This window comes from Marinobacter sp. S6332 (assembly GCF_023016045.1).
Lineage (GTDB): Bacteria > Pseudomonadota > Gammaproteobacteria > Pseudomonadales > Oleiphilaceae > Marinobacter.
Window position 1 is genome coordinate 1 of record NZ_JALKAP010000015.1, and the last position, 25,513, is coordinate 25,513.

Genomic DNA, 25,513 nt, shown 5'->3' on the forward strand with positions numbered 1-25,513 from the left:
TTCGGAATAACGTGGCATGAATGCTCCCATGCCGCCCCTGATTGGTTAAATTCAGGCGAAATCGCCAACTGGACAACTAGGCTGACAGAGGGGGCAGATGCCGAGTAAGAATTTTTCAAATAAAACCTGGTGGGTTCCTGAGGCTGGCAATGAGGGCAAGCCAAAAGACCCCTATGCAATGCTAGAGGGAACAACTGTCCCTGAGCTCTCGAGCATCACAGATTTTGCGAGCAACCAACAATTTAAAGCGATAAAAGACGGAGGTGGGGCGATGATGGCGTACACGCGCGCTCAATCCGGCAGGATGGATCCTGACATCAGAAGGGCGACTGAGAGGAGCCTACGCCAGTATTGTGAACTCGACACGCTCGCCATGGTGATGATTATGCAGGCTTGGAGAGCAGATGCTGATGTTTAGCTCAAATCAATTGACGAGGTCAGATAGAAAGAGGGTTGGGCTACACAAACTGTGACTAATAAGGTCACGTGATTTGTGACGTTGATTCGCCTGCGCACTGAGCCAGATCCTAAAATGTTGTCCGGGATTAGTTGACCACTACACAGATCTCCAAGTCGAACATGCGCTCATTAAGATTTAAAAGTAAATTTTTGCAAATTTGGAAGTAAGCATATCACACAAGGAGTTATTCAAATGCCCAAGCAAATGAAAATAAGTTTCGAAATAATAGAAAGCGCACAGGTAGATGCTCACTACTTTAGCGCCGAGACACAAGAAACGATTAAAGACATGATTTCTAGCGGAGCATACGAAGAGGACGAAATCGTTGAGTCTATTAGAGAGTATCGAGATGGCGATGGAGTTTGTGTATCCAATGGTATGTTTGTTGATGATGAAAATATCACGTGTACTATTTCCGACGGCGATGAAACACTCAGTGTTAACCTAATTTCTTATTTTGACGGCGAATATGAATCTTTCGAAGAGATGATAGCAGACCATGATCTTCAGGAATCAAAAGCAATAATTGCAGTTGATGTTGATAATCAGATATATCTAACCAAGTCTGATGATCCGTCCAAAAAACAAAGTGTGATGCTAGAAATTATCAATTATATGAGTGGTCAGCTTGTGGGTTGGTTTGAGGTTGAAGATGATGTAAATCTTCAAGATCTTGATATGAAAGACTTTAAGATTCAGTTGCTCAGTGTCGATGGCGAAGGCGAATTGCAGGAACTGACATATGGCGAAGGTTTAATCGGATCTCTATGTGAACTCGAAATCCATAAAGTTTCATATAAAGGTAAAGACCTTGACCTAGGCCTAAACTTTCAGGGCGGCAGTGGAGAGGCTAGAATATATATGCGAGAAGAAGATGGCACTCTGTCGTGGAATCCTTACCTTTTTCTATAATTTGCTGATGGGCAAAAATACCTGCTGGCGCACAAGCTTTTCGCCTGAATTTCGCCAAGATGGCGGGAAACGGGCGAAAACAAATAAATGAAAACGAATAAACGAAAACGAAAGTAATGCCTGAAGCTCCTTTACTAATATTTTTTAGATGTGAAGAGCAATTTTGCGAAAAGCTGGGCGTACGATTAAAAAGATCGTCTTGGCATCAGTTAGTCTCTAACGCCTCAGTTATCATATATTGAGTTAACTTTGAAAGATCGTGCACATCTTCTGTGTCCGACGTGATCAATATCTGTTGATTTAATCTATCTTTTGTTTGCCTAGAAACTTTTAGCCCCATTCTCACAATGGCAGAATTCGCAAGTGCTGTATTGATGGCGAGCGCTTCAAGGCGAGGCCTCCAGCAAATGGTCAAAACGTTTAAAAATCCGCGGCTTGTATTCTGAATCTTTCGTAAACGAAGATCGCCGTTATTGGTGTTCGTATATTCTATAAACGCGTCATTGCGAAGTTCAACTGCGTCTTGAATGTTACTTATAAACTTTTTAGCCCAAGCTGGAGCTTGCTCAAGGTTCTCCATAAACTTGGGGTTTTCAAAATCATCGGACGGTTGTTTCAGTGTTTCGTTCCCCGTTGGCATTGTTTTCTCTATGCCATCGCACACGGTATCTTGAGTTTTTGAGACTACCCCATGGTGTTTCTGATTTCTCCGAAGTGAGTCGATAAAGAGGCCTATGGTCCGATCTAACGAGAGGGCTTCGATATCTTTATTCTGTCTTTTAGCGATGTAGTTGACCGATGGCTCGATTTGCTCGACGAGTTGTGATTCTGTAAGACTAATGAGGTGTCTGACGGTCTCTGTCGTGAAATTACCTGTTAATTTGACGTAAACCAAGGTCACTCTATTAAGAATAGCTTTCCAATCAGGAGACACCTCACTAAGTTCTGGCCAGAAAAGCTTGCTGGCAGCATAACGTTCAAAGGTGCTACTGCAACCTCGATCCGTGGTTAACAGTTCGTCGTTCCCTTGAATAAGTCCGTTGACTAATTCGCGCGCAAACTGATTTGTTGGTGTTAGTTCTTGCGCGTCGGAAACAATCTTGCCGAAAGCTCTTTTCGAAAACGACAGAGTGCGATCAAGTAAGGTGAGTGTTCCAATATGTTTTATCCATCTGTCACTTAGAACGGAACCCTTCTTCCAGTTGTGTTTTTTACCTTGGTATTTTCCTATGTATTTGAGTTTATCATCGATGAGGATCCCGTAAATTCCGCCTCCACCGATTTCCACAGAATTCTTTATTGGTTTTACGGAGAATCTGGAGATGGGGAGGTGGCCAATGAGGGGGCCGCGCTCAAGAAGCTCGACGATGTCAATTGCTTTGTAGGTTTTAGTTTCTATTTTCATGATGGTGAATCAGACCCCGTATCCGTATCGCTTATTGTCAGAAAATTTCGTTGGAGTTTCCCACGCAGGCTTTAACAACCTTCAAGGGCTAATCTGGCTGCCTGTGTGTCCTTGCCGTCTTGGCCAAAGGCTGAGTCGTATGCCTCCAAAGCCTTCCCGAAAGCGATCTTAGCCGATGCCTTTTGTCCACAGGCCAACTCCAATTCTCCGAGTCTGTAGTAAAGGCGTGCCGTTTTTGGATGTTTAGGTCCAAGCAGGGACTCGCGGATTCCAATAGCGCGGTTATATGCGCCTCGGGATTCATTGTAGGCCCCTTTAAGTTCGTAAAGTTTACCTAAGGCGCTCAGACTGCTTGCGACATCCTCGCTGTTTTCACCCTCGTTATTCTCATTAAGTTTTAGGGCCCCCAATAAATGTTTATGCGCCTCATCGTAGCGTCCCATCGACCTCAGCAGCACCCCGTAAAACTGAAGATTCACTACGAAGGCACAATCCTCAGAGCCGAATATGCGCTCGCTGATTTCCAACGATCTTCTAAAAAATGGTTCAGCCGCATCAAGATCATCGCGTTTTCGGAAAAGGTTGCCCAGATTTTCTAGGCGGAACATGGTGTCTATGTCCTCTGGGCCACGTGCGCGCTGGTTGATCTCCAGCGCCCTTCGAAGAAGCAGTTCCTCTGCATCAAGATCTCCGCGCTCGCCAACGACACGAGCAAGACTATTGATTCTGTCACCCGTGCAGGGATGATCGGGACCGAGTGCTCGCTCAGTAATCGCCAGCGCTCTTCTGGAAAATTGTTCCGCCGCATCTAGATCACCGTGTTTATAGAGCAAATCGGCGAAGTTGTTGATTAAATTGGCGGTACTGGGGTGGTCGGATCCGAATATGCGCTCTGTGATCTCCAGTGCTTTTCGAAAAAGTGGTTCCGCTGTATAGAAGTCATTGTGCTCGCTTAGGAATGAGACGAGGTTATTGATTGAACTTATGGTGCTGGAGTGTTCGGGACCAAATGCGCGCTCGTTGATTTCAACCGCCCTTCTAAAGAGTTGTTCAGCTGAATCAAAGGGATCGCCCATTCCATCCAGAAGGATGGCGAGGTTAGCGATGGTGGCTGCGGTGTTGGGATGTTCTGGGCCGAGTGCACGCTCGTTCACTTTCACCGCTTTCTGAAAAAGATTATAAGCCGGACCGACATTACCGCTAAGTTTTTGGAGAAGACCGAGTTCGTTCAGTTTCTCCCCAGCCTCTGGGCTGTATTCGCCTTGAATTTTTGAGGCCACTTGAAGGGCAAACTCTGCCATTTCAATGGCAAAGTCCGTGTATCGGCCCGCATATGTCAGCAATTTTGAAACATTGGCCGCAAGGTCGCCAGTGGATTCAGCGCTTCCGTCAAGTTTCCATCGCAACCAGACGTCTTTGTAGGCATCCTCCAGCTTGAGATTGAGATTTTTCTCAACAGCGAGCCAATAGCCGAGTAGCTCAGACTTATCTCGATTGGTAGTGATTGACTGAAAGAGGTTACTGTTAGTTAGTGATGCCGAGAGGCGGTCCCATCGGTTGGCTTTTTGCCACTGATAGGGAATTTCCTCAGAAGCACGGGTATCACTTATCAGATTACCATCTTTGAAGGCATTCACTTCAAACCATTCTGCTAGTTTTCGATGAGCCTCACGACGCAGCGAAAGGGCACTATCGCTTTGTCCCTCATCCTCAAGACAATTGTTGCCTGCCATATAGCGATCGGAAACAGCAATGCTAAGGTAATCATGAGAAAAAACGTAGCGCCCGGTGTTTTCTATGAGCGCAGGGCCCAGGGCATGGCGGATGTGTGCCCACTTCATCAGGGGAATCCCTGTGTAGGCGAGAAGCTCCTCTTCTCGAAGACCACTGCGGGCGGCCCAGAGGGCCGTCATGATCTGCCGCATGATGGCAGCCCCATGATCTTCTTCGATCCTTGCGAGCACACGCTCAAAGAGGTCATCAACCGTCTCACTTTCCTTGTAGTAGTCAATTTGCTCACTGAGTCGTTCGTGCTCCCCAAAGAGTCTCAATTCTTCGGCAAGGGTGAGCAGAAACAGTGGATTGGTCACCAGAGGGTGAGTCATCACCTGCTCGATCATCGGTTCCGGCAAAGTTTTGTTATACAGTCTCAGATAAGCGGTAAACACCTGACGCGAAGTTTCATGGTCAAGAGGCTTGACCTCAATGTGCCGCCATTCTGCTTTTTGAGTGAGGTGTTCGCGGACCTCTCCCGGTAGTGTGGAGACCACTAAATGTATGTTGTTTGGGAGCCGGTTTGGGAGCCAGCGGAGCTCACGCCGGTCCGTGAGGCCGTTGAGTGAGTCCAGTGCAAATAGAAACCGCTTATTGTTTTGCTCGGCCCACGCGCTAGCGATTCCAAGCCACTCGGGAAAAGCCTGCAGCAAAGCCTCTGGGTCAGATTCAGCTTCGTCTTCTGTCTCGGTTTCAAGACGAATCCGCTCAACAAGGCGACGGACGAGCGCCACTGGGTCAGCCGCGCTGGGGTTCGCCCCGATGTAGTGAGCGTGGACGATAAGATTGTCCTGATCTGTGAGTCGATCAATCCAGTTTGCGAGCAGGGCACTTTTACCGCTCCCGGACTCACCCTCAAGCAAGATCCACTGCATTTGGCTATTGAGAGCTTGATCCAGTGCATCTAGATAGGACGAGCCGCCGATGTAGATACGTCGCCGGGGTGCCGCATAGGCCTCGTGCTGCAGGAGCTCGCGGGTAAAGGCATCGGGCACATCAGTGGCCGGAAATGCACCATCGAGTGCTGCCCAAAGATCCTCTAATATCTGGTTGGCGACGGCCTGTGGATTTTCATAATTCTCCACGAACGGGAAGTCGCTTTCGCGGATGCGGTTTTTAAGAGCGTCCTGCCTGGTCTGGTCTTCCGCGGACATGGGTAAATAGTCGCCACCCTGATTTTGTGAATATTCTGGGCTGCGGAAATAAAACATCGCTCTGCCAGCCATGTCCGGGTTGTTGAGCACACCGTGCAGAATCTCGAGCTCGGTGACGCTCTTTCCACCTTGATGCTCTTCCAGCCATGGATGCGTTTCCAGAATCTCGGCAGGGTATGCTTCTGAGGGCGGCACCCAGCCGTATCGTTCACCGAGAAGCCCAATAAAAAAGGGCCGAGATCGATCGATCTCGGCCAAACAGATCGGTAAGACATCACCACGCTCTGCTTCTTGTTCAGTGATGCCCCATCGAAGATCGACGTCGACGAGATCCACGAAGCGTTCTGCCAGTCTTGCTCTCAAAGTGGGGAACACTTGTCTTACAAGAAGATCACGCTCTTTCGTAAAGTCACGAAAGGTTGAGGATAGAAAAACCCTTACAGCGCGTTGAGCCGAGGAAATTTTTTTATTCATGTTTGCATACCATCGATTTTTCAATTTGCGTGCCATTGAGGCTAGACTGCAATCTGCTTCGGAGCGACTAAGAACTATCTTAAAACTAACAGCAAACTCGGACAGTTATGATGGGCCAAGAGTTTTGCGCGTCTCAATTGCAGATAAAATAAACTAATAAAATTGCTCGTCGTGAGTTGGCTGAATCGGAGAATAATATTGAACCGCCTCATTTCTTTCTTTGAAAATAAAATAATAATCGGCTTGATCATCGGAGTCTGCATCCTGTTCGTTCTCACTATCCGAGAAAAAATGATTTTGGACGAAACCATGTCGCTCTGGCGCGCAGCCGTCTTGGAATTTACATTGAGCGAATCTGAAGATGGATACGGCCTTTATCTGGCGTTTTTGATTAAAGTAACGCTAGCATGGGCGGTGATTCGGATCTATGTGGCCTCAGCGGGCTTGTCATTCGACCGTTTTTCAGCGCGCAGATTCTCTCGTGACCATGTGATTATTATTGCTGAGAGCAATATTGTTGATTTCCCAACCTCGCAGATTGGACGTAATAATTTCTATCTTGCGTTCGACCTTGCCCTGAATATGTCCAAACGTTCCGGAGTTGTGTTCGTTGCCCCCAGCGTCTCGGATGATACGCGAGCACGGCTGTGGAGTGCGGGCGTGAAAGTTCTCGACTACCAGAAAAATATTCCAAGCTTGCTTAGGGATGCAGGTACAAAGCGAGCGAAGAAGTTAGTGGCTATGCGTTCTGAGTTGGACGAGAACATCGCAATTTGTCGGGTGGCACTAGCTCCAGAATTCTCCGAGCCGTCGTTGAAACTTTACTGCCAGATTCCAACTCAGAGCGAGATGCGCAGATTTAATCCCGAGTTTTATTACGACGCCGAGACTTTGGTGCGGTTCAGGTCCTTTAATGAGTCTCAAATGATCGCGCGTGACCTGTTGCGAAGCTTCCCACCAGACCAGAACATCGCACCACTCGAGGAGGCGGCTGTGCATATTGGGTTGTTCGGGTTTGGAGAGATCGGACAAGCTATTGTTGAACAGTTTGCACGAGTTGGCCACTACAGAAGTGGAAAGAAAGCGATCGTCTCGATTTTCGCGAAGGACCTCAAGGAGCAGTGGCAAATGCTGTTGCAAGCGTTTCCAAATATCGAGGACTGGCTTGAAATTCGACTGCATGAGTGCTCAGAGAAAAGTGACTTCCGGATTGAGGAGGAAGAGCTTCGAGGAATGATTAGAGCCTACGTTTGTCACATTAATGAGGTTGTCAATTTACGCCTCTCCAAAACGTTGGTCGATTATAGTTTGGATGCAGAGGCTGATCTCAGTGAAAGCCTTGATGTGGTCGCTATTGACCCGCCAGGAGGGACGGTGCTCTCAGATTTTTGGGTGCACGGCCGTCATAACGGGAAGTTCCATTCGTACTCTTTAGCAAATATGACGCCGGAGCAGAGCGATTCAGTCGATAAAACTTTGATCAGTGAAGAAGTAGATCGACGCGCGAGACTTCTCCATGAAGCTTATGTCGCCAAAGAACAGTCCAAAGCAGAGCAGCGGGGAGAACCGTTATTGCCAAACGTGAAGTCTTGGGAGGATCTCAAAGAGAATGTCCGAGATTCAAACCGACGTGTCGCGGACCATTTCGAGGTCAAGGTCAGAGCCCTTGGCTGTCACCTCGTTCCAAGAAACGCAGGAAATGAAGCTGTAATTACATCCGAGGACTTGGAAATGCTCGCGGAGATGGAGCACAACCGTTGGTGGGCTGATCGTGCACTGAATGGATGGACTTATGGACAGCAAAGAGATGATAGAAAGAAGGTCCATCCAAACATGGTGCCATATGAGGCGCTCAGCGAATCAGACAAACAGAAAGATCGTGATTTTGTGCTTGAAGTCGCCAAGGTATTTCGCCATGAGGGGTTAATCATCTCCGAAAAAGACCTTGGTTAGTTAACCACTACAGAGCAATTTAAGGGTCCGTCGATAGTCCCTGACCGGCGTAAGTCGATATAGGGTGGCGCAATAGCAGATTACAGCGTCACCGATGACGCTATTCTGGATCGACTGATGCACAACGCCCATCGCTGGGCTCTGAATGGAGAATCCATGAGAAAACGACTCAGGAAATTAACTGAACGTGAACACCTGGGGTACAAACCTCGGTGGGGAATGCGTTAAGAAAAAGGGTGTTTACGGTCAGCCGGAATGAGTGTTCACGTTCGCCGGAATACGCACCAGCATAGTATCCGCATAAACAAACAATGGCGGGTGTGCTTTCGATGGACAGAGGACGGTCCTGAAGATGTTGAAATTGTTGATTATCACTGAGGAGGTCGCGCAATGACTCGTAATGGTATGCGCCCCATTCATCCGGGGGAAATTCTTCGGGAAGAGTATTTGGAGCCGTTGGCAATGAGTGTGAACGCACTTTCCAAGGCGTTACATGTTCCGGCTACTCGAATGAATGAAATCGTTCGTGAGAACCGGGGTGTTAGCGCAGATACTGCTTTACGTCTGGCTCGATACTTCGGTACAAGTGAGCGTTTTTGGCTAAATTTGCACACAGAGTATGAGTTGCGCCAAGTACAGATAAGCAAGGCGGCTCAGGTTGAGAAAGAGATTCGTCCTTACCCGGCCTGACTGCCTCAAATGCTCGATGTCGAAGTGAGGACGTGTTTCTATGGCGTGGCCTGTCTCAAGTTTTCGCGACGCTCTGTTTCAAAAGGTTCATTAGATCCGTTTTCGTCAAGTTGCCCACCAATTAGCTTTGGCTAACCGAGTGACAGGGTACGAAAATGGGTGGTGTCACTGCCTCTTGATATCACACCTCCAGTAGCCCAAAAAGGTAAAATTCATGGCGACAAAACGACGGTAACTAACTGATTTATATAGGCGAAATAAGGCGTTTTTAACTAATAATACACTTTAATAAAGCGCTATAAGTATCTGATAATAAGGGTTAGTTGTTCTAATTAATGCCAAGCCTGCAACTCCGCGTACGCCGGTCCGATTCCAACCCGCGCCTCCATTATTTTCCTTTTGATCAATCGCTTATCTTTTTTCGCCTGAGCCAGAGTATTGGTGACGACAAAATGGCGACATCGATTCACGTTTTCTCCAGTTCCCTTCATCCGAGTTGATGTCCGGAATTATTAGTCCACAACAATTCAACCCCCAGAACAGGATCTAACGCCCACAACCTGCTCGCTGACAAGGAGGCTCAGTGTTCTCCCATAGCGGCAGCCAGTGCCGTCACGTTTGCAGATATCGAACAGATACTCGTTTTCTGTGAGATCAATGTTCGGGGCTAGGAATTTGGATTCTTGGCTTGCAGCTATAATCGTAGCTTCGCTTGTGGGCTGATTTTTCGGGAGAGCAAAAACCGTATAGTGTTCATCGGTAGCAAGGGTGCCCAGGTTGCTGCTGTCTATTTCATAAAGCGTCTCTAGCTGCGATGGGTCTACCGAAGTGTTTAGGTATGCATTTCGGTGACATCTTGCGGTATCAGCCAGCGCCGGTTTGAAACTTGGTCGTATATCGGACAAGTCCTCATCAAATTTTGTGATCATCCTGTTTGCATCTGCAATACCCCCTGCGAACACGTTCGTGTCGTAATCCTGCGGATAGCGGCTGGCTTCCTTTACTCGAAGGGCTAGCCGTTCAAGGGGCAGGGCCGGCGCATATTGTTTCAGTAGCCCTGCAATGCCAGTAATGCTTGGCGCCGCAAACGAAGTTCCGAACCACAGACTAGCCTCACCCTCACCATTTAAAGTGCGAACTAGCTCACCCAGTGCCGCAATGTCGATCCCGGTGCCGCGATTTGAAAAGTCAGAAGGTTTGCCTCTGCGATCCACAGAACCCACGGTGATAACGTTGTTGCAGTTTGCAGGCGAATAGCCGCTAACATCTATTCCATCATTGCCAGCAGCGACAACAACGAGAATACCTTTTGATACCGCAAAATCTATAGCTTCTTGGAGATAAGTTGGGCACTCAGATGCGGATGACCCAAGAGAAGCATTTATAATATCTACGGGTTTAGTGAGGGTAGGGGCGGCGTCAGTGGGTTGGCCTGCAAGCCAATAAATTCCTGTGGCGACATCGTTCAAGGCACCATACCCGCAGCTCATCACGCGGGCGGCATAAAGTTCTGTATCCACAATTCCTGCAACGCCCTCAAAGTTGTTTGTGGTTGCCGCAATGATGCCTGCCACAGCTGTGCCGTGGTTATCTGTGCAGGATGGATTAATTTGAGAGGTATAGAAATCAGCACCAGGGCCATCAACGGTGGAGAAGTTATATCCTTTTGTATATTCCAAATCACTAATTTGGTGGAATCCTGAATCAGCTACGCCTATGCGCAGCTTTCGCTTCTGAACAGATTTTTTGGCGGCAGCGAGGATGTCATGTACACCGGGGTACTCTTGTGTAGGTGCCTGCCAGGCCCATTGATCAGAGAAAGCAGGATCATTTGGTGTGCTGCTTATTGACTGTGATCTTACAGAGCTAGGAGCCAGAACTATTGGGGCCTTGGGCATTCTGGGGTTTGAAACTGGATAATTCGGTTCGACGGCGATTACCCCGGGTTTTTGCTTTAGATAAGCCGCATACCCATCTGCATCTTTTGTATTTACATATACGACTTCGGCGCGTCTAACCCCCCCGGAACTTTGTGCGGATAGTTCATCTGTTCGATAACTGACAACAAATGCCACCTCGTTTTTTTGTTGTTTGGCAGGAGTATGCGCGAGCTGGCGAGGTATTTCGCCAGCCTCAACGACCATGGAAAACATGAGTGAGATCACTAAACATAGTGTTCTATCAGATCGCATCGCAGAGAACATCCTGAGACAAGCTGGTTCGAAGAAGGCTAGTGATCATGTTGTAAGGTGGCTTTAGCTGAAATGTTTGTCCGTGCCAGTCGCCGTAAACAGGATGGCCGACAAAACGGGAAAAAAAACCTGCTTGTTCGGAGAATGATAAGGTGCCAGCCGTCAGCGTGGGAGCGAAAATCTCACTGAAGTGAGAAATACTCCTGAGTTTCTCAACCCCATAGGCTCCGTGATCTCTAGCAAGCACATCGATCTGTTGTATTAGCTGTTCCAGCTCAACGTCTGTTACGCGTCCCTGTCTATAACCTGAATAGCTCGCTCCAAGTTCTGAAAGTGCAGAGTCGAGCGAGCTATAGGCAAGTGAAAGCTTGGGAACGAAGTCTTCCATTAACCGGTTTTTCTCTGAATGTTTAATCACGCCGTTCAAATAGGCGGTATCGACGGCAAAGTGATACAGCGCCAAGTCCTGCTCAAGGCCTAGAAAGGAGGCGCTATCGTCGATAGTTTGTCGGGTACGTTTTTCCAAGGTTTCAGCTGAAGTGTTTCGTACGTGAACAGATATAGGCTCGCTGAATGTCGAGTTCTCATTAGTGAACGTCAAAAATAGTTCAACAGTTTTCGGGGAGTCAATGCTTGGAGTGTGGACATAAACTCCCTCGTCGCCCGCTACGATGACAATGTTTAAAGAGGTACCGTTTTCATTCTCGAAGTCTTGAAAAGAGGATCCGTTGAGATCTACAGCAAGAAACACTTCCGACTCTTCGTCGATGGAAAGATAGCTGCTTTCGAGTGCTGGGCGCTCGGGGAATAGGGTATTTTCGGTTGCTCCAGGGGTAGCCGTTGCACTATCTCCGGAGCTGCCACCTCCGCAACCGGCTATGGGTAGAGTTAGAATGCCGAGCAACAAAACTAATGCTGGGTTTCCCAAATTCATGTTTTGGCCTGACTGAATTCGTTAAGGCGCACAGCGTACCTGATTCCTGCCCGCCGCCTTGGCTTCGTATAGGGCGTTGTCGGCCCGGCTGAGAGCTTTTTCTAGAGACTCTGACGCGGCTATCATTTCCGCAATACCCGCACTGACCGTTACCCGAACGGAGACACCATTTCCGGCCGCAGTAACATGTTGTTCAACACTCCCACGAATGCGCTCTGCGTAGTCTTGAGCCTCTGATTTGTCCGTACCGGGTAAAAGAATCATAAATTCTTCGCCGCCGAACCGTGAAATTAAATCCTGATCCCTACTGATCTTACGGAAAATTTCAGCTACCTCAATCAATACACGGTCACCGGCTTGGTGGCCATAGGTGTCGTTGACTGTTTTGAAATTATCGATATCCACAGCGATGACAGAAGTCGGTTCGCCTTTTGAGGCTGCTTGTCTTGCCATTTGCTCACCTTCAACCATAAAGTAGCGTCGATTAAACACAGCGGTAAGCGGGTCGGTAGCGGCTTGCCGTTTTAGTTCAGCCTGCTGGGACCGAATTTTTTCCAGCACCCTGATGCGGTACGAGATAATAAACGCGAGCATGAGAGCTTCAAGCACTATACCGAGTACAACTCCATGGCTATTAAAATAATTGGGTTCAGCGATTCCCTTGTAGTACATCATGGCAAGGCCATTGAATAGTACGAAGAATAAGTGACCGATAAGAAAGAATTTGATTAACGGGTTGCCTTTTAAAAGCAGTGAAACGCTGACTAAACTTGTCACTACCATCGTCAATGCCACAAGGCTGCTAATAACCTCAAGCATCGCGATGAGATCGATCAAGCCATAACAGAAGCCCGCAACAATCACGGCCAGCATGCCCTGTAAAAAGCGATGTTCCGTTGGATAAAAACGTCGGGTTTCAAAAATGGCCATCATGAACAAAAGCAAGAAAATCAGTATGGTAAATCCCGACAGATTAAGTATAAAAACGGAATCGCCATATGCGTTGAACACTCTGGAAATCAGCCCGTAGGAAAGGGAGATCCAGATGAGGCCTGAAACCAGATAAAGAGAATAAAGGATGTTTTCTTGCTTGCGAGAGGCTAGGAAAAGCAAGCAGTTATAGAACACCAGTGCCAATAGCATTCCTGCCAGCACAGCGATGTCTAGCCCCCCTCTGCTGACAGCCTCGCGTGAATGTTTGAGATCGAAAACTTCCGCTGCAAAGTAATGATGGGAGTACAGTTGACTGTACACATAGAAAACCGTTGTTTCTCCGACAGGCACCGAGAATGGATAGATGACCGTTCCCAAATGCATCAGTGGGTGATTGCTGGCGTCGTTAAGATCAACGTGTGTCTGGCCAATCAGCTTATCAGCACGCTCTTCAAAAACTTCTATTGAGCGAATCTGATACGCTTGAGGCAGGTGGAGGTAAAGCTGTTTTTCGTCGGTGCCTGAGTTGTGCAGGGCGATTCGATACCAGGTTGCCTGTAGGCCAGTGCCCACCGGGGCTATGTTTCCTGATGCTTCAAACGTTTGTTCACGAACCGCCTCGTAATCCAGCAGTCGCGCATCGCCGGTGAAATACCCAACCTGAAAATCAGTTAACTCAACTTCGGCGCCACCTACATCCACTACCGGAGCTGCTTGTACAGGGCTGCTGGCCAACCAAATGATAATCAGAAAAAAAGAGAGCGAGAGCATCGGCGTTATGGCAATCCTTGGCACTCGTGACGACCCCATGATCTCAATCCATTAAAATGATTTTGTTGGATAGTATAGTATCAGGACATACTCAAAACGCTGAAATTCGGAAAATAATGTAGTACTGGATACGGTGGGGTCAATGCGTAAAGCCTGAACTTAACCGCGCCAAGCCTGATATGGTTTGGCGCGGTGTGGGATTGGTATTTCGGAGGAAGCGCGGCTTAATGGTTGAATGAAAGCTTGTTTTTCGTTCGGTTAGAGGCAATACCGTTAACCATGATCATCCCCCAGATTAGTGCAGCTGCGACCGCTAGTGTTATTGCGATGGGGCGATCGACAAATGCTGTTAGATCCCCGTTGGCCTTAATGATTGAGCGCATGAAGTTACTCTCAATGATCGGGCCGAGGATCACGGCCAGTATTAAAGGACCGACCGGGAAATCATTTTCTGCCATTACGTAACCAAGTAGTCCGAAGGCCAGCATAATCCAAACATCGAACATCGTGTTGTTCGCAGCGAAAGCGCCCACCATGCAGAATATGAGAATTAGGGGAAAGAGCACTCCAGAGGGTATTGAGAGTATGTGTCTTGCCCCTTTGATGGCCAGGAATCCAAGGGGAAGCAAGAGCAAATTGGCGATAATAAAAACCAGCAGAATCGCGTTAACCAGCGGGGCTTCGCTAACAAAAACATCTGGCCCTGGTGTAATACCTTTCGTCATTAAAACGCCGATGATGATCGCGGTGATAGCGTCGCCGGGGATGCCGAATACCAGTGCAGGGATATACGCTCCGGATAGTGATGCGTTGTTGGCTGAGCTTGCAGAGATCAGCCCTTCCGGGTGGCCCGTGCCGAATTTCTCGGGCGAACGCGAAAACTTGCGGGCGATGGCATAGCTAATCCACGAGGCGATATCTGCACCTGCGCCAGGAAGTGCACCTATTAAGGTTCCCAGCACGCCGCCTCGTGCTACGCCGAACTTGTATTTCCAAAGTAGGGGGCCGACACCGGCGAAGGGCTTTTTGACCCGTGTTTGTATCTCTTGTTGCGGGTTATGACTTTCGGGCATGCGGCGAATGAGCTCTGAGATCGCGAACAAGCCGATCAGCACTGGCAAAATGGAGATGCCAGCAAGCAGGTCATAGCTACCCATGGTGAAGCGAGCTTGTCCAGAGACGCTGTCCATGCCAACCATTGAGATAGCCAAGCCGGCAAGCATAGAAATCACGCCTTTTAGCCGGTCCCCGCCTGAAACCAAAATAGCGCAGGACAACCCCAGTAGTGCAAGCCAAAAGTACTCATCGCTTGTAAACTTGATTGCAAAATCAGCAATAAGTGGTGCAAGCATTGCCAGGCACACTACGCCAATGATGCCGCCAAGCATTGAGCAAACAATATTAAGGCCAAGCGCGACACCAATCTTGCCTTGCTTGCCCATGAGGTAGGCTTCATCAGTGTAAACTGCAGATGCCGGTGTGCCGGGCATGCGCAGCAGGGCGCCGGGTAGATCGCCAGCGACGATAGCCATGGCTGTCGCTGAAACAATTGCTGCAATTGCAGGTAGCGGTTCCATAAAAAAAGTGACCGGTACCAATAGCGCTGTTGCCATCGTAGCCGTAAGTCCCGGAATCGCACCCATAAATAATCCGAAAACGGATGCCGAAAGAACGATAAGCATCACATCCCAGGTGAACACGAGCGCTGTCGCTGCCAGAAAACTATCCATTAGTAGACCACCTTTTCCAGAATACCCAGTTCGAGCGGCACCTGAAGAAGGCGGCCGAAAACAACCCAGATGACAGCCGTTGAAGCTACTGCTGTACAGGCCGCTAGCGTCCAGTTTTGACGATAAAAGCCATACAGTAGAAGGCTCAACAGAACAGTAGAGACAATAGGAAATCCAACAACCGGTACCAGCAATATGTACGCGACTATTGCTGCGATAATTGCCAGCAAGGTCAGGTAGAAGCGTTTGATCGGGACGTCGTTAACCCAGACCATCAGGGGAGCGCTGCTGCGCAATCCCCTCAGAGTCAACAGTCCTCCAAACGCGATCAAAAGCCCTCCAATGACCATGGGGAAGGTTCCCGCCCCATAATCCTGCTGCGGTAGGTTTGCCAGCCCTCTGGAGTTGGTTATTACCAACACCCCGAATGTTACTGTCACCAGCCCTGTGATTTTGTCATTACTGCGCATATGGCTGCCCTCTGGGTGGTGCCGGCTTAGTTGGCCAGGCCAAGCTTATCAATTGTTACGGCATTCTTTTCGTCTTGTTCCTTCATGTAGGCTTTGAACCCTTCAGCGTCAGCCCATACCGCGCCGAATCCACGTCCCTCCATAAACTCCTGAAATGATTCAGAGTTGAATACCTTCTTTGCAGCCACAGCAAGGCGTTTGGTGACATCTTCAGGCAAGTTTGCGGGGCCAACTAAGCCGCGCCATGAACCTTGAGTCCACTCGTCGCCAGTCACCTCTTTGGCAGAGGGCACATCGGGAAATCTCTCCAGACGGTCGTTCGACAGCACGGCCAGTGTGCGAGTGCGGCCAGACCTATTCATAGACACGGTTTCCGGGAGTGAGTTGAAAACAATATCCACTCCGTTTGCTGCCAGCTCCTGCAGCCCTGGAGCAGCACCTTCGCTTGGAACCAGATTGATTGTCTGAGGGTCGATGCCTTGTTGGTCGATAAAACCGGCAAATGATAGGTGATATGCGGCACCTGGAGCTGAGCCTGAAACGGTGTATGTGTTGGGATTGCTTCTTAGATCGCTCAGTGCGTCGCTTAGATCTTTCCAGGGCGACTCTGCGTTAACAGTAAATGTGGCGTAATCAACGTTTAGTAGTGAGATTGGTGTGAAGTCTGTGTACGAAATGTCTGCCGTGCCAATGTGCTTGTACGTTGCAATTTCAGCCGTGCCGAGCCCCAGAGTGTAACCGTCTGGTCTTGCCATTTTCATGGTCATGTGCCCAATCACGCCCGCTCCACCTGTTTTGTTTACAACGTTTACTGGTTGTCCAAGCTCTTCCTGTAGCCCCATTGCCAGTTGTCGACCAACAGCGTCTGATCCGCCTCCAGCAGACCAGGGAACAATCAGCGTAATCGGCTTTACGGGATACGGGGTGGCAGCGAACGCGGTGCTTGCTGCGAGAGTGAGTGCGGTGGCGTATAGAATTTTGGATAGCGTGCTCATTACAAACCTCATTATTTTTAGATGGTTTAACGATTGGCGGGGTGCGAGCACGACAAAACGAGGTTGTGTGCTGCTGCGCCCATTTGAAGCCAATGGCAGACAGGAGCTCCCAGGAGTCCGTTTGCTTGAAGGAGTATCATTGGGGATAAAAAAATTTGCAAGTATTTACAACAATTATTTCAATGCATGAATTATTGCGGCTTTATTTGGCTGTCTCAGCTCAAACTCCTCGGTTTGGGTGACTCTTTTTTTAGTCTCTCTGCCCGTTTGGTTTTCCTGATGAGTTCTATAAGCTGTTGTTATAGAACGATTACGTGTTTTTGTTTTCTTTCTCAACAATTCCTTTTTATTCGTTTTATGTCGTGATGAAGGGTTTTCGTTGATTGATTGCTGTAAGAATTTCAAGTTGTAAAAATTTGTTTGATTGCCTCCTAAGTCTCGGCTATATTGTAAGTGTCTGGCAGTTGCGATGGGTCAATGCTAGCCCCGTTCGCATCACCTAAAGCTTATTCAAGAGACACAAGGAACTGACATGTTTAATGATCTGAAAAATAAGAAGGTTCTAGTTACTGGCTCAACCAAGGGTATTGGGCTTGCGGCGGCACTGGAGTTCGCCAAACAGGGTGCAGTTGTGGGAATTAACAGCCACGTTGAAGACGCTTCAGCAAAGGATGCTATTGCACAATTCGAAAGTATTGGTGCCAACTTCGCCTACTTCCAGCATGACCTGAGCCGCAGCGAAGAGTGCGCGGCGCTGATTAGCGAGTTTGTCGAAAAATTTGGCGGGTTGGATGTGTTGGTGAACAATGCGGGCGGTTTAGGTGTACGTGAGGGCTTGGAGAATCTGGACGACGCGGCTTATGACTTGGTTTTCGATCTGAATATTCGGTCTGTTGTCATGACCACTAAATACGCAGTGCCCCACCTTAAAGAGTCGGCGGCCAAAAGTGCCACCACAGCGGCTGTTATCAGCACAGGCTCCATAGCGGGGCGTGAGGGTGGCGGTCCTGGCGCGAGCCTCTATGGCGGTTCCAAAGCAGTTATTCACAACTTACACAGAACCTGGGTAAAGGAACTGACTGCCAGCAATATTAGGTTCAACGTTGTGGCGCCGGGCACAATCGATACCGCTTTTCACGATGACAAAAGCCCTGAACTGAAAGAAAAAATCCGCAATTCAATCCCCATGGGCCGCTTCGGTACATCGGAGGAGTGTGCTCCCGCCTACCTATTCTTGGCCTCACACCAGGCAAGTGGCTATATCACCGGGCAAGTAATTGACGTTAACGGAGGCCAGATGTGCCCTTAATGGCGCTCATCCGCTAACAGCTTCGCATGTTATAGCGCCCTGTTAACTCAGCGGGGCGCCCACTTCCTATCTATCTCAGGGTATTCTTTTATGCACCTCAAAGGACACCAGCTCATCGGGCAAGAATCCATTGCAGCGACGGGTAAGCCGATCTACGCAATCAATCCGGCTAGCGGCCAACCTATTGAACCCGGCTACGGCAGTTGCGGCCAGGAAGAGGTCGAGCAAGCAACCCAGTTGGCATGGTCAGTATTTGACCTGTATCGCGAGACATCGTTGACACGCAGAGCGGAATTTCTCGAAACAATTGCTGATCAAATTGAAGCAGTTGGGGATGTGCTGATTGAGCGCGCCATGCAGGAAACCGGCTTGCCTCGTGCCAGGCTGGAAGGTGAGCGCGGTCGAACGTGCGGCCAGTTGCGGCTTTTTTCGAAAGTCATTCGTGCAGGCGAGTGGCTCGATGTGCGCGTCGATCCTGCATTGCCTGATCGCAGCCCTCTGCCGCGCACCGATCTACGGCAGCGGCACATCGCCATTGGCCCGGTAGCTGTATTCGGTGCCAGTAACTTTCCTTTAGCTTTTTCGGTTGCCGGTGGTGATACGGCATCAGCTCTGGCGGCGGGTTGCCCGGTTGTGGTTAAAGCTCACTCTGCTCACCCAGGGACATCTGAGCTGGTCGGGCGTGCCGTGCAAAAAGCAGTGGCTATCTGTGAGCTTCCATCCGGTGTGTTTTCATTGCTTTATGGCGCTGGCAAAGAGCTGGGCCAGGCACTGGTTACCGACCCCCGTATTCAGGCAGTTGGTTTCACCGGCTCACGGAGTGGCGGAACGGCTCTGATGAAAGCTGCAAACAACCGCCCGCAGCCGATACCCGTATATGCTGAAATGAGCAGTATTAACCCTGTGGTACTCATGCCAGCCGCTCTGGAAGAAACGCCCGAAACACTGGGGCAAGCGTTTGTAGCGTCACTCAACATGGGCGCAGGGCAGTTTTGCACTAACCCTGGTTTGATCCTCGCTGTGAAGAGTGCGGGGCTGGATCGCTTCAAGGATGCTGCGGCAGCGGAAGTGAGTAAAAGTGCGCCGCAGACCATGCTGACACCGGGTATACATTCAGCCTATAGCGCCGGGCTGACGCAGTTGCGGGAGACTGGCAAGGCTAAAGAGGTCGCCACAAGTAAGCTCGATAGTGATTCACACAGTCCATGCCACAGCACTTTGTTCGCAGCGAGTGCGGCTGACTTTATCAAGGATGAGCGTTTGCACGCCGAAGTGTTTGGCTCCTGCTCGTTGATTATCGAATGCTCGGACATGGCTCAACTTCAAGAGGTACTGGAGCATTTGGAAGGCCAGTTGACAGCCACGGTTCACATGGCCGAGGCCGATTACTCCATGGTTGAGGCGCTGCTGCCGACCCTGGAGCGTAAAGCCGGAAGAATTCTTGCAAATGCGTGGCCCACTGGTGTCGAAGTGTGTGAGGCAATGGTTCACGGTGGCCCATGGCCGGCCACTTCTGATAGCCGGAGCACGTCTGTTGGCACCGCGGCTATTCAGCGCTTCCTGCGCCCGGTTTGTTATCAAGGGATACCGCAAGCACTACTACCTGATGCGCTTAGAGATGGAAACCCCTTGGCGGTTTCACGTTTGGTCGATGGCGCTCGGGAGTAAGGCCGTCAATTTGTAAGCAAGGCGCGCCGCGATTCAAAACCAGCGGGCGCTCTATCCACTACATACCAAAAAGAGAATATGACATGGGTATTTCTGAAGGCGCTCCAAAGCAAACCCTATCCAGCACAGCTAAAGCAGGCCTGATGCGCGCATCTACCGCATCGCTACACACGATTCTGTTTAAGCGAGGCCTCCGTAATACGTACATTCAAGGCGTCGGCAAAATAAATAGCGGTTCGGTCAAAATGGTCGGCCAAGCCTTCACTCTGCGCTATATTCCCGCACGGGAAGATATCGACACAGTTGCCGCATTCAGGGATCCAAAGCACCCGCAGCGGGTTGCCGTAGAATCTGTTCCGGAAGGTATGGTGCTGGTATCCGACTGTCGTCAGGATGCCTCCGCCGCAAGCGCAGGAAGCATTTTGCTGAATCGGCTTGAATACCGTAACTGCGCGGGATTTGTATCGGACGCGGGTATTCGTGATTCTAAAGATGCAGCAGCCATGAATATGCCGATCTTTTGCGCCAAGGCCAGCGCACCAACGAACCTGACCAAGCATCACGGGGTTGATATTCAGGTACCCATTGGTTGCGGCGGGGTGGCTGTTTTCCCGGGCGATGTATTGGTAGGTGATGACGACGGAATTATCGTCATTCCGTTGGAACTGGCAGATGAGGTGGCTGAAGAAGCCGTAAAAATGGAGGCGTTTGAAGACTACGTACTTGAGAAAGTCCGTACTGGAACCCCCGTCATCGGGCTATACCCACCCAGCGAAGACGCTCAGGCCGAATACAAGCGCTACATGGAAAGTCGTTAACAAGGCCTGAGTATGTGCTGATCTGAACGGTAGGTCACCTGCATCGGGTGGCCTGCCGCACAGTAAATTCGGACATAAACCATTCTGTTGTTGACGAGTAAACCTATCTGAAGTGGAAGCTGCTGCCATGACGTCGTCTGCTCAATTACCCCGCCAATTTGCGGTTTTGATTCTTGTAATACTAGCTTGTTCATTCGCTGGCAACCATGTTGCCGCCCGTATTGCATTCGATCACGACGCCGGATTGTTGGTAGCCATACTCTTCCGCTCCGGGGTGGCCATGGTGGGCCTTATATTATTGGTAATTTGGCGCCGTGAATCGCTGCGATTCAAACCACAAGCCTGGGGTTGGCAGTTGGTGATGGGGCTGCTTATCGCCATCCAAAGCTTCAGCATCTATTCCGCAGTGGCGCGAATCCCGATTGCGTTGGCGCTTTTGGTTGTTAATCTTGCGCCTATCATGCTTGCATTGCTCACTTGGGCGTTGGGCGGTGCACGCCCATCGCGCACGGCGAGCCTATTGATGCTTTTCATCTTGTTTGGGTTGGCGCTGGCACTGGACTTGCCCTCTCGTTTTTCGGATTCCGGCGAAATCGATATCAAGTTTGTAGAGGGTTTGCTATTTGGTCTCACTGCTGCGGCAGTATTTGCTTGTGCTCTATGGATTACAGATCATCGGCTGGGGAATATGCCGGGGTTGGTGCGCAGTATGCTTACTATTATGGTTGTGTTTGCCTCGACCGCTATCGCAGGCGCTGCCGGGCTGGTTCCAGATGGAATGAGCCTGCCTAGTGCTTCAATGGGTTGGGTTGCATTAAGCAGTTTGGCCATTTTGTATGGAGCGGCTTTCTCAGTATTATTCACTCTCGTGACACGGCTGGACATTGCTCGCAATGCACCGGTAATGAACGTCGAGCCCGTGGCTGGGCTGATATTTGGGTGGCTGATTCTTGATCAGGTTTTAGGTGGGATTCAAGTTGTTGGCAGCTTTATTGTGGTTAGCGGAATCGTTATGCTCGCCTATACCAAAATACCTGACAGGCAGTTGTCACGGCCTCTTCGTGAATCTAAAACCGTCAAGTGTAGAGAAACCTGCATGGCAGACTCCTAGGTTTGAGGCCAATATTCACAGCCACTGAAGTACTGTTATATAGAGTACCGTCACTTTTAGCGTATTTTCATAAGTGCATTCGTGGATTAGAGAATGCGCAATTAAGGCTCATAGCGAATGAGAGTTAAAACTGAAAAGCATTCTTTATCATCGGTTGTGTATGAGAAGATTTTGTCTTCCATTATCGATGGTGAATATCCGGTTAATCAGAAGTTACCGACAGAAGCCGACTTGTGTGAAGCCTATAACGTTTCTCGCCCCATACTGAGGGAGGCGCTCGCACGCTTGCGTGAGGATAATCTGGTTATATCTCGTCGCGGGTCGGGCAGCTTTGTAATTAATCGCCCTGATAGTGCAGTGTTAGAGTTTGCCCGCATCGCCAGCATTGCAGATATACAGCGGTGTTTTGAATTTCGCACCAACGTAGAGTCCAGTGCGGCATCGCTGGCTGCAATTAGAAGAACGGATGAGCAACTGAAACGCATATGGGAAAAGTACGAAGCGATCAACCAGGCAAATAGCAAGCATGATCTGGCAACGAACGAAGACTTCGAACTTCATCTGGCGATTACTGAGGCATCGAGCAATCACTATTACGCTACTGTTCTCAAGTCCCTCCACGAAAGCATCAAGGAAGGCATGAATATTACGCGTGGCCTGTCGTTGCTTGCGCCAGAGAAGCGTTTGAGAATAGTTCAGGACGAGCATCTGGCTATAGTAAATGCCATCGCAGAAAAGGATGAACATAAGGCAGGGGAGAGCATGCGCCAACACTTGGAGAATGCTCGCCGGAGAATGTTTGAAGGAGTTACAGAGTAATAATCCCAGTTATCCTGATATGATCGAATACCTACAATAACAAGATCGAAAAAGAGAAAACGAGATGACCACTCCGTACGACTTCATCATAGAAGGCGGCCGTTACTTCGACGGCACTGGCGCACCATCATCTATTCGTAATCTCGCGGTCAAAGACGGTCGCATTGCGAAAGTTACTGCAGATCCTATTCCTCATGATCAGGCCAACCGTGTAATCGACGCCGCTGGTAAATGGGTCACGCCGGGATTTCTGGATACTCATACCCATTACGATGCCGAGTTATTGGTGAGCCCGAGCCTTTCTGAATCGGTTCGTCATGGTGTGACTACTGTATTGGTGGGTAGTTGCTCTTTAAGCATGATCTGCAGTGATTATGAGGATGCATCAGACATTTTTACCCGCGTTGAAACCGTGCCGAGAGAGCGGGTACTGCCGATTCTGAAGGGACACAAAACCTGGTCGACTCCAAAACAGTGGGTCGAGCACATCAAAAAGGTGCCCCTTGGACCTAATGTTGTCAGTTTTCTAGGCCACAGCGACATGCGGGTTGGGGTGATGGGATTAAGCCGAGCCACAGATTTGTCCATCCAGCCCACCGAAGAAGAATTGCAGACCATGGAGGGTTTGCTGAAAGAGGCGCTTGATGAAGGCTTCCTCGGCCTGTCGACCATGTGCCTGAAGTGGGACAAGGTGGATGGTGATCGCGAATGGTCCAAGAGCTTGCCGAGCACTTACGCCAAGTGGGGTGAGATCGCGCGATTGAATAAGCTTGTGCGCCAGTATGGCCGGGTGCATCAAGGTGCGCCGAATGCCGCTACGCCTTTGCAGATTCTTCAGTATGTTCGCGAGTGCGTTGGGCTATTGCGGCGACCCTTGAAAACGACTTTGATTAGCCAGATGGACTTAAAGGGCAGCGCCGCGTTAACAACCCTTACCAAGCTAACCTCTTTGTTTACCAATGCCTTGCGGGGAGACTTCCGATGGCAGGTTCTGCCTACACCTTTTACTGTATACGCAGACGGTATTGATGTTGTGTTCTTTGAGGAATTTGGGGCAGGTGAAATGGCTCTGGATTTGAAAGATGCAGTTGAACGAAACGATCTCCTGCAAAGTGAGGAATACCGCCGTAATTTCCGCAAATTCTACGGTGAAAAACTGAGCCCTCGGGTTTGGCAGCGGGATTTTGGTGACGCCATGATCATCGACTGTCCCGATGAATCACTAATCGGTAAAAACTTTGAGGAGGTCGCGAAGGCGCGCGGTATCCATGTGGTGGATTTGTTTCTCGATCTGGTAGTGCAGTTCGGCAAAAAAATACGTTGGTACACCACGGTTGGAAACCACCGTAAGCAGGTTCTGAAACGACTAGTAAAAGACCCAACCACACTCATTACTTTCAGCGATGCCGGTGCTCACATCCGCAATATGGCTTTCTACAACTTGCCGCTACGTATGTTGAAGTTGGTTCAGGAATCCATCGACGAGGGCGATGCGGTGATGACTATGGAACAGGCAGTTCATCGTTTGACCGGTGACCAGGCCGATTGGTTTGGTATCGAAGCGGGCAAAATTCGGGAGGGCGATCGCGCCGATATTGTGGTGCTCGATCCATCAGGCTTTAACCAGAACCTTGAAGAGGTTTCTTGGGGAGAAATGGAAAACTTTGATCTGCAAAGACTTGTTAACCGGAATCCGGGTATCGTGAAAACTGTAATGGTCAATGGAAAGCTGGCGGTAGATGAGGAAGAGTTTTTGCCGGAGTTTGGACGCGAGATGGGCTACGGTTCGTTTATTCCCGCACGTTAAAGGCGTGGCTCTGTTCGAGTTTGTTTGCGCCAGACCCGAGGCGAGCATCCTTTCCATGTTTTGAAGGCCCTGCTAAAAGGTGCTAGGTCGGCGTAGCCTAAATTCAGAGCCAGCTGGGCCAAATCCATATCGGTGTTTTTCAAATACTGACAGGCGAGACGTTGGCGGTTTATTCGCAAGCGCTCACCAAAGCTGGTGTTCTCGGATTTTAGGCGGTTTTGCAAGCTCCGCGGATGGCTGCCTAACACCCTAGCGACGGTATCCAGATTGCATTCGCCAGTAGGCAGTAGAGCTGTGATGCTTCGGTCTACTCGGGATCGCAGGCTAGGCACCTTGATCTGTGTTTGGTTCCTCTGCCATTGCTGGCTGATGCGCTGGCGCACATCGTTTGTTGCCAGAACGGGTAAGTTCAGGAGTGAAGTAGGGTACTGCACTCGGTTCTCTAACCCGCCAAATTGCAGGTTTGGGCCTAGGAAAGCCCGATACGCCTCGAAGTTTCCGTTGTCGGCTAGGGCCAGTTCCACCTCTTCGGGCTGCGGTGCCCCCGCGTTCAGCTGCTTTGTGCCGCTTACAAGTAGCGCCAAGCTCAGAGCGATCAGTTGCCGGCAGTCCGTGCGGGCTTCGAACGCGAACGCCATCCGCATCTCCATCGCAGACCCATTAACATCCACATCAATCTGGACGCCATGGGCATGGAAGGCCAAGTTGCGCAACAAAATACGGACGGCATCTGCAATCGTAGATTGCATACACATCAAAGACCCCAGGGCACCCACCGCTTCCAATCCCTGTCGATACCCCAACCGGGCGCCAAATTCCGGTGCACCACAGCGCTCCGCAGCCAAAGCTAGCAATTCCGCGAGACTTGTGTAAGGAATATACAGGTCGGTATCTTTCAAGAGGGCGGGGCTAAGGCCGACCTCGCGCATTAACCGGTAAGGATGCTCGCCGTAGCCACGTACCATTTCGGGAAAGCCCACTAACGCCCCACTGCGTGCAAAATATTGCATGACGCCTGTCCTGAAAATGACTTCGGTTCGTGTATTATCAAATTCTGGTTCGTGTTTGGTCAAGTAATTAAAGTTGATCTGCATTATTCTGGTTATCCTTACGGCCAACCCAGCTTGATGTCCTA

At 49.7% G+C, this 25,513-nt stretch carries 19 protein-coding genes and 2 pseudogenes; 12 read left to right on the forward strand and 9 right to left on the reverse strand.

Features of this window, described 5'->3' with window-relative positions; all coding sequences use genetic code 11:
- Window positions 1-97: 97 nt before the first annotated feature.
- Window positions 98-418: a hypothetical protein gene (locus tag MWU62_RS17325; protein WP_247116049.1), complete on the forward strand. Its 321-nt coding sequence runs from the start codon at window positions 98-100 to the stop codon at window positions 416-418.
- Window positions 419-652: 234 nt separating this feature from the next.
- Complete coding sequence (locus MWU62_RS17330; protein WP_247116050.1) at window positions 653-1,372, forward strand: hypothetical protein; 720 nt, start codon at window positions 653-655, stop codon at window positions 1,370-1,372.
- Between the two features lie 205 nt (window positions 1,373-1,577).
- Here the strand turns inward: MWU62_RS17330 and MWU62_RS17335 are convergent, their stop codons facing one another.
- On the reverse strand, window positions 1,578-2,777 hold the full coding sequence (locus MWU62_RS17335) for a hypothetical protein (RefSeq protein WP_247116051.1): 1,200 nt from the start codon (window positions 2,775-2,777) through the stop codon (window positions 1,578-1,580).
- Window positions 2,778-2,848: 71 nt separating this feature from the next.
- Entirely contained in the window at window positions 2,849-6,178 is a 3,330-nt protein-coding gene (locus MWU62_RS17340; RefSeq protein ID WP_247116052.1) for a tetratricopeptide repeat protein, read from the reverse strand.
- 198 nt (window positions 6,179-6,376) lie between these two features.
- On the opposite strand from MWU62_RS17340, the gene MWU62_RS17345 reads away from it, so the two are divergent.
- From MWU62_RS17345 to MWU62_RS17360, 4 genes and pseudogenes are all read left to right on the forward strand, one after another.
- On the forward strand, window positions 6,377-8,131 hold the full coding sequence (locus tag MWU62_RS17345; protein ID WP_247116053.1) for a RyR domain-containing protein: 1,755 nt from the start codon (window positions 6,377-6,379) through the stop codon (window positions 8,129-8,131).
- A 96-nt stretch (window positions 8,132-8,227) separates the two neighbouring features.
- Window positions 8,228-8,359 (forward strand): annotated as a pseudogene (locus MWU62_RS17350) (ATP-binding protein); the annotation flags it as partial.
- A gap of 57 nt (window positions 8,360-8,416) precedes the next feature.
- A pseudogene (locus MWU62_RS17355) lies at window positions 8,417-8,509 on the forward strand (plasmid maintenance system killer protein); the annotation flags it as partial.
- A gap of 12 nt (window positions 8,510-8,521) precedes the next feature.
- Window positions 8,522-8,821: a HigA family addiction module antitoxin gene (locus MWU62_RS17360; RefSeq protein WP_247116054.1), complete on the forward strand. Its 300-nt coding sequence runs from the start codon at window positions 8,522-8,524 to the stop codon at window positions 8,819-8,821.
- A gap of 527 nt (window positions 8,822-9,348) precedes the next feature.
- Here the strand turns inward: MWU62_RS17360 and MWU62_RS17365 are convergent.
- The 6 genes from MWU62_RS17365 to MWU62_RS17390 all read right to left on the reverse strand — a co-directional run bounded on the left by MWU62_RS17365 (window position 9,349) and on the right by MWU62_RS17390 (window position 16,846).
- The gene (locus MWU62_RS17365; RefSeq protein WP_348645660.1) at window positions 9,349-11,025 is read right to left on the reverse strand and encodes a S8 family serine peptidase; all 1,677 of its coding nucleotides are present in this window, start codon (window positions 11,023-11,025) and stop codon (window positions 9,349-9,351) included.
- Entirely contained in the window at window positions 11,003-11,941 is a 939-nt protein-coding gene (locus MWU62_RS17370; RefSeq protein WP_247116055.1) for a hypothetical protein, read from the reverse strand. The genes MWU62_RS17365 and MWU62_RS17370 overlap by 23 nt, the downstream gene beginning before the upstream one ends.
- Before the next feature lie 27 nt (window positions 11,942-11,968).
- Window positions 11,969-13,690 (reverse strand): GGDEF domain-containing protein, encoded by a 1,722-nt coding sequence (locus MWU62_RS17375; RefSeq protein WP_247116056.1) that lies wholly within the window; start codon window positions 13,688-13,690, stop codon window positions 11,969-11,971.
- Between the two features lie 185 nt (window positions 13,691-13,875).
- The gene (locus tag MWU62_RS17380; protein WP_247116057.1) at window positions 13,876-15,381 is read right to left on the reverse strand and encodes a tripartite tricarboxylate transporter permease; all 1,506 of its coding nucleotides are present in this window, start codon (window positions 15,379-15,381) and stop codon (window positions 13,876-13,878) included.
- Window positions 15,381-15,851, reverse strand: a complete 471-nt coding sequence (locus tag MWU62_RS17385; RefSeq protein WP_247116058.1) for a tripartite tricarboxylate transporter TctB family protein — start codon at window positions 15,849-15,851, stop codon at window positions 15,381-15,383. The genes MWU62_RS17380 and MWU62_RS17385 overlap by 1 nt, the downstream gene beginning before the upstream one ends.
- Window positions 15,852-15,877: 26 nt before the next feature.
- Window positions 15,878-16,846: a tripartite tricarboxylate transporter substrate binding protein gene (locus MWU62_RS17390; RefSeq protein ID WP_247116059.1), complete on the reverse strand. Its 969-nt coding sequence runs from the start codon at window positions 16,844-16,846 to the stop codon at window positions 15,878-15,880.
- A gap of 532 nt (window positions 16,847-17,378) precedes the next feature.
- On the opposite strand from MWU62_RS17390, the gene MWU62_RS17395 reads away from it, so the two are divergent.
- The 6 genes from MWU62_RS17395 to MWU62_RS17420 all read left to right on the forward strand — a co-directional run bounded on the left by MWU62_RS17395 (window position 17,379) and on the right by MWU62_RS17420 (window position 24,378).
- On the forward strand, window positions 17,379-18,155 hold the full coding sequence (locus MWU62_RS17395; protein WP_247116060.1) for an SDR family NAD(P)-dependent oxidoreductase: 777 nt from the start codon (window positions 17,379-17,381) through the stop codon (window positions 18,153-18,155).
- 90 nt (window positions 18,156-18,245) lie between these two features.
- On the forward strand, window positions 18,246-19,823 hold the full coding sequence (locus tag MWU62_RS17400; RefSeq protein WP_247116061.1) for an aldehyde dehydrogenase (NADP(+)): 1,578 nt from the start codon (window positions 18,246-18,248) through the stop codon (window positions 19,821-19,823).
- Window positions 19,824-19,906: 83 nt separating this feature from the next.
- The gene (locus MWU62_RS17405; protein WP_247116062.1) at window positions 19,907-20,641 is read left to right on the forward strand and encodes a ribonuclease activity regulator RraA; all 735 of its coding nucleotides are present in this window, start codon (window positions 19,907-19,909) and stop codon (window positions 20,639-20,641) included.
- Window positions 20,642-20,768: 127 nt separating this feature from the next.
- Window positions 20,769-21,752: a DMT family transporter gene (locus tag MWU62_RS17410; protein WP_247116063.1), complete on the forward strand. Its 984-nt coding sequence runs from the start codon at window positions 20,769-20,771 to the stop codon at window positions 21,750-21,752.
- Window positions 21,753-21,869: 117 nt separating this feature from the next.
- A complete protein-coding gene (locus tag MWU62_RS17415; protein ID WP_247116064.1) occupies window positions 21,870-22,571 on the forward strand; it encodes a FadR/GntR family transcriptional regulator in 702 nt (233 codons plus the stop codon).
- Between the two features lie 64 nt (window positions 22,572-22,635).
- A complete protein-coding gene (locus tag MWU62_RS17420) occupies window positions 22,636-24,378 on the forward strand; it encodes an amidohydrolase family protein (RefSeq protein WP_247116065.1) in 1,743 nt (580 codons plus the stop codon).
- Here the strand turns inward: MWU62_RS17420 and MWU62_RS17425 are convergent.
- The gene (locus MWU62_RS17425; protein ID WP_247116066.1) at window positions 24,375-25,388 is read right to left on the reverse strand and encodes an AraC family transcriptional regulator; all 1,014 of its coding nucleotides are present in this window, start codon (window positions 25,386-25,388) and stop codon (window positions 24,375-24,377) included. The genes MWU62_RS17420 and MWU62_RS17425 overlap by 4 nt on opposite strands.
- Between the last annotated feature and the right edge of the window lie 125 nt (window positions 25,389-25,513).

Bases quoted from the DNA above. Each gene is read 5' to 3' on its own strand.
- MWU62_RS17375 (WP_247116056.1), bottom strand. From the start codon at position 13,690: ATGGGGTCGTCACGAGTGCCAAGGATTGCCATAACGCCGATGCTCTCG.
- MWU62_RS17335 (WP_247116051.1), bottom strand. From the start codon at position 2,777: ATGAAAATAGAAACTAAAACCTACAAAGCAATTGACATCGTCGAGCTT.
- MWU62_RS17420 (WP_247116065.1), top strand. From the start codon at position 22,636: ATGACCACTCCGTACGACTTCATCATAGAAGGCGGCCGTTACTTCGAC.
- MWU62_RS17410 (WP_247116063.1), top strand. From the start codon at position 20,769: ATGACGTCGTCTGCTCAATTACCCCGCCAATTTGCGGTTTTGATTCTT.
- MWU62_RS17380 (WP_247116057.1), bottom strand. From the start codon at position 15,381: ATGGATAGTTTTCTGGCAGCGACAGCGCTCGTGTTCACCTGGGATGTG.
- MWU62_RS17325 (WP_247116049.1), top strand. From the start codon at position 98: ATGCCGAGTAAGAATTTTTCAAATAAAACCTGGTGGGTTCCTGAGGCT.
- MWU62_RS17330 (WP_247116050.1), top strand. From the start codon at position 653: ATGCCCAAGCAAATGAAAATAAGTTTCGAAATAATAGAAAGCGCACAG.
- MWU62_RS17425 (WP_247116066.1), bottom strand. From the start codon at position 25,388: ATGCAATATTTTGCACGCAGTGGGGCGTTAGTGGGCTTTCCCGAAATG.
- MWU62_RS17415 (WP_247116064.1), top strand. From the start codon at position 21,870: ATGAGAGTTAAAACTGAAAAGCATTCTTTATCATCGGTTGTGTATGAG.
- MWU62_RS17390 (WP_247116059.1), bottom strand. From the start codon at position 16,846: ATGAGCACGCTATCCAAAATTCTATACGCCACCGCACTCACTCTCGCA.
- MWU62_RS17395 (WP_247116060.1), top strand. From the start codon at position 17,379: ATGTTTAATGATCTGAAAAATAAGAAGGTTCTAGTTACTGGCTCAACC.
- MWU62_RS17360 (WP_247116054.1), top strand. From the start codon at position 8,522: ATGACTCGTAATGGTATGCGCCCCATTCATCCGGGGGAAATTCTTCGG.
- MWU62_RS17400 (WP_247116061.1), top strand. From the start codon at position 18,246: ATGCACCTCAAAGGACACCAGCTCATCGGGCAAGAATCCATTGCAGCG.
- MWU62_RS17340 (WP_247116052.1), bottom strand. From the start codon at position 6,178: ATGAATAAAAAAATTTCCTCGGCTCAACGCGCTGTAAGGGTTTTTCTA.
- MWU62_RS17365 (WP_348645660.1), bottom strand. From the start codon at position 11,025: ATGTTCTCTGCGATGCGATCTGATAGAACACTATGTTTAGTGATCTCA.
- MWU62_RS17385 (WP_247116058.1), bottom strand. From the start codon at position 15,851: ATGCGCAGTAATGACAAAATCACAGGGCTGGTGACAGTAACATTCGGG.
- MWU62_RS17405 (WP_247116062.1), top strand. From the start codon at position 19,907: ATGGGTATTTCTGAAGGCGCTCCAAAGCAAACCCTATCCAGCACAGCT.